The sequence below is a fragment of the Sphingomonas adhaesiva genome, assembly GCF_036946305.1.
In the GTDB taxonomy this organism is placed as follows: Bacteria; Pseudomonadota; Alphaproteobacteria; order Sphingomonadales; family Sphingomonadaceae; genus Sphingomonas; species Sphingomonas adhaesiva_B.
On record NZ_JAQIJJ010000007.1, the window covers coordinates 163,267 to 175,346 of the forward strand.

Sequence of the window (12,080 nt, forward strand, 5' to 3'; positions counted from 1 at the left end):
GTCGCAGTCACTACGAAGGGCCGCCTGCCGCCAGCAGCGCGGCCCTTTTACTTTCGCCGCTCGTCGGTGGACAACCTCTTCAAAATCTCATCAAGTTTACGGTCTTGTGAAGCATCTCTCGCCCGCTGATCGGCGACGCTTGCCTGCACCGCATCCTTGACCGTCATACCCGCATCAAAGCGATCACCGCCAAAAGCAGCAACCGCAAGTACGATGCCTAGCGCCGTCCCCATCGCTCCCCAGACGGTGCCTTTGGTAGCGAACCGCGATAGATCACCGCGAAGTTCGGCAAACTTGGTATCGGTGCGCGCCTCGGATGCAGCGATCTTGGCGTCGACGGTATCCATGGGCGGCAACATGCCCCCTCCGTCGCTCGATTTCAACCGATTGACCTCTGCTTCAAGGCGCTCGTTGTGAGCGCGCAGGGTGCGAACCATCGCCAATTGATCGTTCTGCGCGCCGCTCACTCCGGATTTCCTGCCAATCGGTCGATGAGCTTGCCTGCATCTCTCATATACACAAGATACTGCTTCATAGCCGCAAGCACAGCTTGCCGATCATCACTTTCCGACGCGAGAAGTGCGTCCGCCAATTCCGATGCGATCTGCTGCATCACCAAGATGGCATCCACCACGTCAGCTTTCGTGGCGGGGCTGTTCATCTGCGGATAGGAGCGATCCTCCAGCATCAATCCCCCGTCAGGATGCGGTCGACGAGCTGCTTGACGCTCGGCACGAAGCCGTTGGAATAAAAGGGGTCGCGCTTGAAGTTATACGCGGCATGGCCCGCGAACATCAGGTTGCGATCGGTATCTCCGCCGTGCGCGATATCCTGCAACGTCTTCTGGATGCAGAAGCTGCGCGGGTCCGCCAGCCGCCCGGTCGAGTTGGTCTCGGTGTCCGCCCAGCTGGAGAACAGGCACTGGCTGAGGCAGCCCATGCAGTCCGCCTGATCCTTGCGGATCTCGGCCTTCTCGCCCGGCGACACGAACACCAGCGTATTGTCGGGCGTCTTCAGTGCGTCGGTAAAGCCTTCACCGAACCACTGGCGCGCACGCAGCAGGTCATTGCGCGTCACCCAGAAGTTCTTGCCCTTCACGCCGACGTCGAGCTGGAAGACATGGTCCCCCGCCTCCTGCGTGGAAAAGGCGATCTGACGGTCCGAGCGCGCCTCCAGCGAGCGCAGGAAGGGATTGCGCACGGCCGACGAATAGAAGCCGGTGGGGGAGAAGCGGTGGAGCGACACCTCCCCCTCCTCGATCTCCATCAGCTTCGCCTTCCACCCGTCGGGGATCGGGCTTTCCTTCGTCAGCAGCGGGCGCGTGCCATATTGAAAGGCGATCTGGCCCAGTTCCGGATTGTCGATCCAGTCGTTCCAGTCGCGCAGATACCAGACCCCGCCCGCCATGATGATCGGCGTCGTATCGGGGATGCCCCCCTCGCGCATCGTATCGCGCAGCGCCTTGACGCGGGGATAGGGATCCTCCGGCTTCAGCGGATCCTCCGCATTAGACAGGCCGTTGTGCCCGCCCGCCAGCCACGGGTCCTCATAGACGACCGCGCCCAGCAGGTCCGACACCTTCGAATAGGCGCGCTTCCACAGCGCGCGGAAGGCGCGGCCGGAGCTGACGATCGGCAGATAATTGACGTTGTAGGACGCAGCGATCTCGGACAGCTTGTACGGCATCCCCGCGCCGCAGGTGACGCCCGCCACCAGCCCGCGGGTGCGCTCCAGCACGCCCTGCAGCACGCGCTGCGCGCCACCCATTTCCCACAGGACGTTGATGTTGATCGCGCCCTTGCCGCCCGCGATGTCCCAGGCGCGCTGCACCTGCTGGACCGCGCCGTCGACGGCATAGGCGATCAGTTCCTCGTGCCGCTCGCGCCGCGTGAGCGCGCGATAGACCTGCGGGATGATGCGGCCCTCGGGATCGTAGCTGTCGGCGTTGACCGCGGAAACGGTGCCGATCCCGCCCGCCGCGGCCCAGGCACCCGCGGACGCATGGTTGGTGGCCGCCACGCCCTTGCCACCTTCCACCAACGGCCAGACTTCGCGGCCGGCATAGACGATCGGCTTCAGCCCCTTGAACACGCGCATTCCCGTTTCAGACAGATGACGAAGCGCCCGTATAAACCAAACCGGCCGCAACGCGACAAAATTGCGACCTATGTCAGGCAGCCCGGCCGGCCGACCGCATCGGCGTACAATTCGGCGTAGCGGGCGATCATCACGCCCTCATCATGCTCGGCGCGCGCCTTGGCCTGATTGGCGGCGCCGATCGCGCGGCGGCCCTCCGGATTGTCGGCCAGCGCCTGGATCATGTCGCGCAGTCGCACCTCGCCGTGATGCTCGGTGATGAAGGGGCGGTTGGCGTCCGACACCATCTCCATCACGTCCCCCACCGGCGGGCTGACCACCGGCAATCCCGCCGCCATCGCCTCCAGCACCGCGATCGGTGCCTGTTCCGATCTGGACGAAAGCGCCAGCACGTCGAACAGCCCCATGAAGCGATACGGCCGGTCGAGGAACCCAGGCAGCACGACGCGATCGTCGATCCCCATCGCCGTCGCCGCCTGCTCGATCGCGGCACGCTCCGGCCCCTCCCCCACGATCACCAGCCGGAACCGCGCCGACAGCCCGCCGACCGCGCGCACCAGCGCCGGCAGGTCCTTGACCGCGCGCAGCCCGGCGACGCTGCCGATCACCAGTTCGCGCTCGTTGCGGACGAAGCCGGGGATCGCCTTGGGATCGGGACGTTGCGCATAGAGCGCGGTGGCGATGCCGTTGCCGATGCGATGCACCCGCGCGCGCGGCTGCTTCCACGTCTCCAGCGCGATCCGCTCCAGCGCCTTGCTGGGCACCACCAGCGCATGGGCCGCACCCAGCGCGAGGCGGCGATACAGGTTGCGCTCGCGCTTCAGCCCGCCGGCCTCATCCTCGTTGAAGCCGTCCTCGTGGTGGATGACGGGCGGCGTGCCGCGCGCGAAGACGCGCTTCGCCATCACGCCGTCGATCGCGCCCCAATTGTAGGTCAGCACCAGATCGAACCGTCGCATATAGCGCGCGATCGCCTCGTACCGCGTCACCGATGGCTTGCCGGTCAGCGGCGGCGCATCCTGCGCGATCTCGTAGCGGACGCGCTTGTCGATCCGGGCGCGCGCGCCGAGCTGGTCGGGCATCGCCGACACGATCGTGTGCCGCGCGCGATCGCCGAACGCGTTCATCAACCGGACGGCGCGCGCCTCCTTGCCGCCCAGGTCGAAGGTGGAATGGAGGTGGAGGATCGACAGCGGCGGCATGAAGTTCGTCTAGCGGGTGGCGAGAAACACGTCACCCGGCCTTGAGCCGGGGTCCCACTTCTTCTCCAACCGCCGTGAAAAGCGGGACCCCGGATCAAGTCCGGGGTGACGGAGAATAGCTTACTCTCCCGCCGGACCGACCAGCATCGACGGGCTGACCCAGCCGAACTCGTAATTCGCCATGAACAGCGCGAACAGCACCGTCGCCACGATCGTGGTGCGCACCGCCACCTTCTTCAGCGAGAATTCGTGCGGCGCGCTTTCCGCGGTGCCCGGGACGTGCTCCGCCCCCGCCTCCGCCGAAGTGCGCACCCCCCAGGGCAGCACCAGGAAGACCGAAAACGCCCAGAACAGGACGTAGATCGCCAGCATCGACGTCCAGCGCATCGCGTCAGACCTGCACGATCACGACATCGATGATCGGCTTCTTGCCGGTCCAGCGCGTCGCCACCTTGCGTACCGCGAGGCGCACGTCCTCGCGCAGCCGTTCGCGATCGCGCACGCGGCCCTGCATCGCGTCCTTGGCGGCCTCGACCGCATCCTCCAGGAACGGCTCGCGCTCTTCCTCGACCGGCACGCCCTGCAAGCGGACCTCGGGCACCCCGCCCGCGCGTCCGTTGCGATCGACCGCGATCCCGACCGAGATCTGGCCGTTGACCGCGATGCGGCGACGCTCGTTGATCGTGCCGCCGTCGGACGGCAGGATCACGTCACCGTCCAGCACCAGCCGCCCGACCGGCGCGTTGCCGATCTTCTCCGGCTTGCCCGGCGCCAGCCGCACGATATCGCCGTTGGTCTGCACGAAGGCATCGCGGATGCCCTGCGTCTGGCCATAGCGCGCATGCTCCATCAGATGGCGCATCTCGCCATGCACCGGCAGCAGGACGCGCGGCCGCAGCCAGCCGTACATCTTGGCCAGCTCCGGACGTCCGGGGTGACCGGAGACATGGACGTGCGCCTGCTTCTCGGTCACCATCTCGATGCCCTTGGCCGCCAACTGGTTCTGGATGCGGCCGATCGCGACCTCGTTGCCGGGGATCTGCTTCGACGAGAAGATCACCATGTCGCCCATGTCGAGCTTGATCGGGTGCGAGCCCGCGGCGATCCGCGCCAGCGCGGCGCGCTCCTCGCCCTGCCCGCCGGTCGCGACCACCAGCACCTTGTTGCGCGGCAGCCGCATCGCCGCATCCATGTCGACCGTCTCGGGAAAGTCCTTGAGATAGCCGGTCTGGCGCGCCACCTTGATGATGCGGTCGAGCGAGCGCCCGGTGACGCACAGCTTGCGTCCCGTCTCCTGCGCCACCTTGCCGAGCGTCGACAGGCGTGCGGCATTGGAGGCGAAGGTCGTCACCACCACACGCCCGCGTGCCCGCGCCACGCTCTCCATCAACCCGTCGCGCACACTCGCCTCGCTGGGCGAGGCATCGGCGTTGAAGACGTTGGTCGAATCGCACACCAGCACGTCGACGCCCTGGTCGCCGATCGCGGTCAGTTCCTCGGGCGAGGCGGGCTTGCCGATCACCGGGGTCGGGTCCAGCTTCCAGTCGCCGGTGTGGAACACCTTGCCCGCCTTCGTCTCGATCAGCAGCGCGTTCGCCTCCGGGATGGAATGCGACAGCGGCACCACCTCGACCTTGAACGGGCCGACGTCAAAGGCCTTGCGCGGGTGGACCAGCCGGATCTTCACCCGGTCCTCGATCCGCTCCTCCTCCAGCTTGCCGCGCACCAGCCCCGCGGTGAACGGGGTGGCATAGATCGGCACGCCCAGATCCTCGGCGAGATACGGCAGCGCGCCGATATGGTCCTCATGCCCGTGGGTCAGCACGATCCCGACCAGATTGCCCAGCTGCTCCTCGATGAAGCGCAGATCGGGCAGGATCACGTCGATCCCGGGATAATGGCCGTCGGCGAAGGTCACGCCGCAGTCGATCATCAGCCACTTGCCGGCATGGCCGTACAAGGTGACGTTCATCCCGATTTCGCCGGAACCGCCGAGCGCGCAGAAAAGTAGTTCGTTCTTTTGTGGAATAGTCATCTACGTCCTTCGTCCGTCGTCGCCGCGAGATCGTGAAATCTCCAGCCGCGAGACGTCATGTGTTGAAATGCCCGGAAAAAGGCGCCGGGCGGCGCAAACTCATGCCTGTATATGGGCGCGTTCCCACATGATCGCCAGCCCCTGGATCGTCAGGTCCGGCTCGATCGCATCGAACACGTCGGTATGCTGCTCGAACAAAGTGGCGAGGCCGCCGGTCGCGACGACCTTCACCGGGCGGCCGATCTCGCGCTTCATGCGCGCGACCAGCCCCTCGATCATTGCGATATAGCCCCAATAAACGCCGATGTTCATCTGGTCGACCGTGTTGCGGCCGATCACGCTCATGTTGCCGCGCGGCGCCTCGATCGCGATGCGCGGCAGCTTGGCCGCCGCGTTGACCAGCGCGTCCAGCGACAGGTTGATGCCCGGCGCGATGATCCCGCCCTTGTACGCGCCCTTGAAGTCGGAATGGTCGACCGTGGTCGCGGTGCCGAAGTCGATCACGATCAGGTCGCCGGGGTGCAGCGCATGCGCCGCGATCGTGTTGACCGCGCGGTCCGCGCCCAGGTTCTGCGGCTCGTCGACGTCGAGCGCGAGGCCCCATTCGACCGGCGCGCGACCCGCGACCAGCGCATCGGTCTTGAAGTATTTCGACGCCAGCACCTCCAGATTGTGGAGCGCGCGCGGCACGACGGTGGAGACGATGACCGCCTCGACATCCTCGCGCGTGAAGCCTTCCAGCGCCAGCAACTGGCTCAGCCATACCGCATATTCGTCGGCGGTGCGGCGCGGATCGGTCGCGATCCGCCAGCGCGCCCTGATCTCGCGCGTGCCGGTTTCCACCAGCGCGAAGACGACATTGGTGTTGCCGGCATCCACCGCGAGCAGCATGGCCTAACCCTTCATCCGACCAGGAAAACGTCGCCGGCGTGAATGACACGCGTCAAGCCGTCCGCCAAGCGCAGCACCAGCGCGCCGTCCGCGTCCAGCGTCTCGAACGTGCCCGGCACCTCCTCGCCATCGGGCAGCCGCGCGACCAGCGGGGTGCCGGGCGGATGCGCCCGCTCGCGCCAGCGTTCGACGACCGGTGCCAGCCCCTGCGTGCGCCACAGCGTCAACCAAGCGCCGAACTGCGCCGCGAGCGAATCGAGGAACGCGCCCGCGTCCAGCGTGGCCCCCTCGGCATGCAGGCTGGTCGTGGCCCGATCCGCGAGATCCGGGTGATAGGCGACGTTGACGCCGATCCCGATCACCACCCAGTCGCCGCTGCGCTCCAGCAGGATGCCCGACAGCTTGGCGCCCGCCATCAGCAGGTCGTTGGGCCATTTCAGCGCCAGCCGGCGCGCGCGCTCCGCGGGAAGCGCCAGCCGCACCGCCTCGTCCAGCGCGACCGCGGCGACCAGCGCCAGCGTCGGCGCGGGCGGATCGCCCGGCGACAGCCGCACCAGCGTGCTGGCGAACAGGTTGCCCTCGGGCGAGTCCCACGCCCTGCCCTGCCGTCCCCGCCCCGCCGTCTGGCGGCGTGCGCGCAGCCACAAGCCGTCCTCTGCCGCGCCATCGCGGGCGAGCGTCACCAGATCGGCGTTGGTCGATCCGGTATCCGCGACCGTGACGATGCGGGTCAGCGCGGCCGCCTCAGAACAGGCTGCGCGCGGCGGCCAGCGTCCACCCCGACAGCAGCGGGATGGCGAGATAGCCCAGCGGCGACACGATCACCGCCGCGACCGCGATCAGACCGCCCTCCAGCGCATCGCCCTCGCCATAAGCGGCGGCGGGCTCATCGAAGTACATCGTCTTGACGACGCGCAGGTAATAATAGGCGCCGATCACGCTCATCGCGATGCCGACCACCGCCAGCGGGAACAGCCCCGCCTCGACCGCGGCATAGAAGACCGCGAACTTGGCGTAGAAACCGAACAGCGGCGGGATGCCGGCGAGCGAGAACATGAACATCGCCATCGCCGCCGCCAGACCCGGCCGGGTGCGCGACAGGCCGGCGAGGCTCGCGATCGTCTCGACCGGCTGCCCGTCCGCATCGCGCATCTGGAGCACGACCAGGAAGCTGCCCAGCGTCATTGCGATATAGATCGTCAGATAGGTCATGACCGCGGCCACGCCCTCCGCCGTGCCCGCCGCCAGACCGATCAGCGCGAAGCCGACGTTGTTGATCGAGGAATAAGCCAACAGCCGCTTGATATTCTGCTGCCCGATCGCGGCGACGGCGCCCAGCAGGATCGAGGCGAGCGCGGCGAAGATGACGATCTGGCGCCACTGCGCCTCCGCCGGCCCCATCGCCTCCACCGCGACGCGCACGCCCAGCGCCATCGCCGCCACCTTCGGCGCGGAAGCGAAGAAGGCGGTCACGGGCGTCGGCGCACCTTCGTACACGTCGGGCGTCCACATATGGAACGGCACCGCCGACATCTTGAACGCCAGCCCCGCGAACACGAACACCAGACCGAACAGCAGCCCGATCGACTTGCCGTGCCCGGCGAGCGGCGCAGCGGCATAGGCACCCGCGATCTCGTCGAACAAGGTCGAGCCGGTGAAGCCATAGACCAGGCTGATGCCGTAGAGCAGGATGCCCGAGGCCAGCGCGCCGAGCACGAAATACTTCAGCCCCGCCTCCGCCGAGCGCGTGTCCTGTCGCATGAAGCTGGCCAGCACATAGGCGGCCAGGCTTTGCAGTTCGAGGCCGACGTACAGCGTCAGCAGGTCGGCCGCGGACACCATGATCCCCATGCCGCACGCCGACAACAGGATCAGCACCGGATATTCGGGCCGCAGATTGTCGCCCGCGGTACGCTGGAAGAAATCGGGCGCCATCAGCACCGCGACCGCGGCCGCGATATAGATCAGCACCTTGGCAAAGGCGGCGAAGGCATCGGCGCGATACAGACCGCCGAACGCGGCCCCCCCCGAGGACGCCGGCCCGACCAGCGCGACGCACGCCCCCGCCAGCACCGCCACCGCAGCCCAGGACACGGCCCGGGTCGCGGCCGGCCCGCCCCAGGCGGACACCAGCATCAGCGCGATCGCGCCCAGCCCCAGCATCAGTTCGGGCAGCGTCATCGCAAGGTTGGCGGCGTAATCCATCAGTGCGCGCTCCCATGCGCAGGCGTTTCGGCATGGGCGGCCGGGACGATCCCGGTTCCCTTGGTCGGCAGCGAGTCACCCGCCGGCTTCGCGCGCTCGATCCGCGCGAGCAGGATCTGCGTGTCCTTGCGCATCGGCGCGAGGAAGCTCTCCGGATAGACGCCCATCCACAGCACCGCCGCCGCGATCGGCGCCAGCAGCCACAGTTCGCGCCCCGACAGGTCCGGCATCGCGCGCACCTCCTCCGAGGTGATCTCGCCGAAGACGACGCGGCGATAGAGGTACAGCATATAGGCCGCGCCCAGGATGATGCCGGTGGTGCACAGCAACGCGATCGTGGTCGACACCTGATAGGTGCCCATCAGCGCCAGGATCTCGCCGACGAAGTTGCTGGTCCCCGGCAACCCGATCGACGCCATGGTGAACAGCAGGAACAGCAAGGCATAGCGCGGCATGTTGATCGCGAGGCCACCGTAGCGGCTGATCTCACGCGTGTGCAGCCGGTCGTAGATGACGCCGACGCACAGGAACAGCGCGCCCGAGACCAGGCCGTGGCCCAGCATCACCATCATCGCGCCCTCGATCCCCTGCGCGTTGAACGCGAACAGCCCGATCGTCACGATCGCCATGTGTGCCACGGAGCTATAGGCGATCAGCTTCTTCATGTCCGACTGCACCAGCGCGACGAGGCTGGTGTAGATCACCGCCACCGCCGACAGGCCGAACACCAGCCACACCAGGCTCGCCGAGGCTTCCGGGAACATCGGCAGGCTGAAGCGCAGGAAGCCGTAACCGCCGAGTTTCAGCAGCACGCCTGCCAGGATCACCGATCCCGCGGTCGGCGCCTGAACGTGCGCGTCGGGCAGCCAGGTATGGACCGGCCACATCGGCATCTTCACCGCGAACGAGGCGAAGAAGGCAAGCCACAGCCACGTCTGCACCTGAGGCGGGAAGTCGTAGTTGAGCAGCACCGGGATGCTGGTCGTCCCCGCGGTGATGCTCATGTAGAGCATTGCGATGAACATCAGCAGCGAGCCGAGCAGCGTGTACAGGAAGAACTTGTACGACGCGTAGATGCGGTTCGCGCCGCCCCAGATGCCGATGATCAGGAACATCGGGATTAGGCCGGCTTCGAAGAAAATGTAGAACAGGAACAGGTCCTGTGCCGCGAAGGTGCCGATCATCAGCACCTCGGTCAGCAGGAACGCCGCCATATATTCCGGCACGCGCTTCTCGATCGCCTGCCAGCTGGCGCCGATGCAGATCGGCATCAGGAAGACGGAGAGCACGATCAGCAGCAGCGCATAGCCGTCGATGCCCAGCGCCCAGCCGAACCGGCCGAACAGCGGGGCATATTCGACGAACTGCCATTGCGCGCCGCCGACGTCGAACGACAGCCACAGGGCGACGCCCAGCGCCAGATCGGCCAGCGTCGCGGCGAGCGCAGTGACGCGCGCCGCCTGGGGGGAGAGGAAGAGGCAGGCGACCGCGGCCACGGCCGGGATCGCGAGCATCAGCGACAGGATCGGGAACGACACGTTACTGACCCCCTCAGCCCGCGATCGCCCAGGTGATCGCGGCGGTAAGCCCAATCAGCATGACGAAGGCATAGGTATAGACATATCCGGTTTGCAGGCGCGCGGTGACGCGGCTGCCCATCTGCACCACCCAGGCCGATCCGTTCGGCCCGAAGCGGTCGATCGTCCCCTCGTCGCCACGGTGCCACAACAGGCGGCCGATCGCGAAGGCGGGGCGGACGAACAGGAAGTGATACAGCTCGTCGAAATACCATTTCCGCAGCAGGAACTGGTAGATCGGCTGGAAGGTATCGACGAACTTCGCCGGGAAGGACGGCGAGCGGATGTAGCTGGCCCAGGCGATCAACAGCCCGGTCAGCATCACGATCGTCGCGGCCAGCTTCACCAGCAGCGGCACGCCATGCATCTCGTGCATCAGATGCTCGTTGAAGAACAACGCGCCCTTCCAGAACTCGCCCGCCGTCTCCGGCTCGATGAACCAGCCGTGGAAGACGAAGCCCGCGGCGACCGCGCCGACCGACAGCAGGATCAGCGGGATCAGCATCGGCAGCGGGCTTTCGTGCGGGTGATAGCCGCCGGTCCCGGTCGGGATCTCGTTGAACCCGCGCGATTCCACCGGCGGCGCGTGCCCCGCGTCTTCCTCCGCCGCCTCGCCATGATGCGCCTCGGCCGCGTGATCGTGCGCATGATCGTCGTGATGCGCATGCGCGTCATGCAGTGCGTGCTGGATATGCTCCGACGCGGCCCAGCGCGGCGTGCCCCAGAAAGTCAGGAACATCAGCCGCCACGAATAGAAGCTGGTCAGCAGCGCGGCGAACACGCCCACCATCGACGCGACCGGCGATCCGGCGGCCCAGGCCACCTCGATGATCGCATCCTTCGAGTGATAGCCGGCGAACCCGCCGATGCCGTAGATGCCGACGCCGGTGATCGCCAGCGTCCCCAGCAGCATCGCCCAGAAGGTGACCGGAATCGCCTTCCGCAGCCCGCCGTAGAAGCGCATGTCCTGCTCATGGTGCATCGCATGGATCACCGAGCCGGCACCCAGGAACAGCAACGCCTTGAAGAAGGCGTGCGTGAACAGGTGGAACATCGCCGCGCCATAGGCGCCGACGCCCGCCGCGAAGAACATATAACCCAGCTGCGAACAGGTCGAATAAGCGATCACGCGCTTGATGTCGGTCTGCGTCGTGCCGACGGTCGCGGCGAACAGGCAGGTCGCGGCACCGATGAAGGTGATGAACCCCATCGCGGTCGGCGACGTCTGGAACATCGGCGACAGGCGGCACACCATGAAGACGCCTGCGGTGACCATCGTCGCGGCGTGGATCAGCGCCGACACCGGGGTCGGCCCTTCCATCGCATCGGGCAGCCAGGTGTGCAGGCCGAGCTGCGCCGACTTGCCCATCGCGCCGACGAACAGCAGCAGGCAGATGACCGTCATCGTGTCCGCGCGGAACCACAGGAAGCCGATCGTCGATCCCGCCATCGACGGTGCCGCCTGAAGAATGGCGGGGATCGAGACGGTGTCGAACACCAGATAGGTCGCAAAGATGCCGAGCATGAAGCCCAGATCGCCGACGCGGTTGACGACGAACGCCTTGATCGCCGCGGCATTGGCGCTGGGCTTGCGGAACCAGAAACCGATCAGCAGGTAGCTGGCGAGACCGACGCCTTCCCAGCCGAAGAACATCTGGATCAGATTGTTCGCGGTCACCAGCATCAGCATCGCGAAGGTGAACAGCGACAGATAGGCGAAGAAGCGCGGCTGGTCCGGGTCCTCGCTCATATAGCCCCAGCTATAGAGGTGGACGAGTGCGGAGACGCTGGTGATGACCACCAGCATAACCGCGGTCAGCGCATCGACGCGCAGCGCCCAGGACACGTCGAACGAGCCGGAGGTGATGAAGTGCAGCACCGGCACGACGGTCGCGCTACTGGTCTCCATCAGATAGCCGATGAACACCGGCCACGACAAAGCGCACGACACGAACAGCGCGCCCGTGGTGATCGCCTTGGGCAGCGTGGCGCCGAACGATTTGTTGGCGAAGCCCGCGACGACCGCCGCGAGCAGCGGCAGGAAAACGATGAAGAGGATCGGGTGCACGGAGA

Annotated in this window: 11 protein-coding genes; all 11 read right to left on the bottom strand. The window is 66.7% G+C overall.

Features of this window, described 5'->3' with window-relative positions:
* Positions 1–47 precede the first annotated feature (47 nt).
* Entirely contained in the window at positions 48–467 is a 420-nt protein-coding gene (locus tag PGN14_RS13125; RefSeq protein ID WP_335299973.1) for a hypothetical protein, read from the bottom strand.
* Entirely contained in the window at positions 464–688 is a 225-nt protein-coding gene (locus tag PGN14_RS13130; RefSeq protein ID WP_335299975.1) for a hypothetical protein, read from the bottom strand. The genes PGN14_RS13125 and PGN14_RS13130 overlap by 4 nt, the downstream gene beginning before the upstream one ends.
* Positions 688–2,091 carry an NAD(P)H-dependent flavin oxidoreductase gene (locus PGN14_RS13135; protein WP_335300100.1) on the bottom strand — a complete coding sequence of 468 codons (1,404 nt, stop codon included), beginning with the start codon at positions 2,089–2,091 and terminating at the stop codon, positions 688–690. The genes PGN14_RS13130 and PGN14_RS13135 overlap by 1 nt, the downstream gene beginning before the upstream one ends.
* A 74-nt stretch (positions 2,092–2,165) precedes the next feature.
* Positions 2,166–3,299: a glycosyltransferase gene (locus PGN14_RS13140; RefSeq protein WP_335299976.1), complete on the bottom strand. Its 1,134-nt coding sequence runs from the start codon at positions 3,297–3,299 to the stop codon at positions 2,166–2,168.
* A 120-nt stretch (positions 3,300–3,419) separates the two neighbouring features.
* Positions 3,420–3,686 carry a DUF1467 family protein gene (locus PGN14_RS13145; protein WP_335299977.1) on the bottom strand — a complete coding sequence of 89 codons (267 nt, stop codon included), beginning with the start codon at positions 3,684–3,686 and terminating at the stop codon, positions 3,420–3,422.
* A gap of 4 nt (positions 3,687–3,690) precedes the next feature.
* On the bottom strand, positions 3,691–5,334 hold the full coding sequence (locus PGN14_RS13150) for a ribonuclease J (protein WP_335299978.1): 1,644 nt from the start codon (positions 5,332–5,334) through the stop codon (positions 3,691–3,693).
* A 99-nt stretch (positions 5,335–5,433) separates the two neighbouring features.
* Positions 5,434–6,225, bottom strand: coding sequence for a type III pantothenate kinase (locus PGN14_RS13155; protein WP_335299980.1), 792 nt, complete (start codon positions 6,223–6,225; stop codon positions 5,434–5,436).
* Positions 6,226–6,236: 11 nt separating this feature from the next.
* Positions 6,237–6,950 carry a biotin--[acetyl-CoA-carboxylase] ligase gene (locus PGN14_RS13160; protein WP_335300101.1) on the bottom strand — a complete coding sequence of 238 codons (714 nt, stop codon included), beginning with the start codon at positions 6,948–6,950 and terminating at the stop codon, positions 6,237–6,239.
* Positions 6,951–6,969: 19 nt separating this feature from the next.
* Complete coding sequence (gene nuoN, locus PGN14_RS13165; protein WP_335299982.1) at positions 6,970–8,430, bottom strand: NADH-quinone oxidoreductase subunit NuoN; 1,461 nt, start codon at positions 8,428–8,430, stop codon at positions 6,970–6,972.
* Positions 8,430–9,968 (bottom strand): NADH-quinone oxidoreductase subunit M, encoded by a 1,539-nt coding sequence (locus PGN14_RS13170; RefSeq protein WP_335299983.1) that lies wholly within the window; start codon positions 9,966–9,968, stop codon positions 8,430–8,432. Before PGN14_RS13170 ends, nuoN begins: the two co-directional genes overlap by 1 nt.
* A gap of 13 nt (positions 9,969–9,981) precedes the next feature.
* On the bottom strand, positions 9,982–12,075 hold the full coding sequence (gene nuoL / locus PGN14_RS13175) for an NADH-quinone oxidoreductase subunit L (RefSeq protein ID WP_335299984.1): 2,094 nt from the start codon (positions 12,073–12,075) through the stop codon (positions 9,982–9,984).
* Positions 12,076–12,080 lie beyond the last annotated feature (5 nt).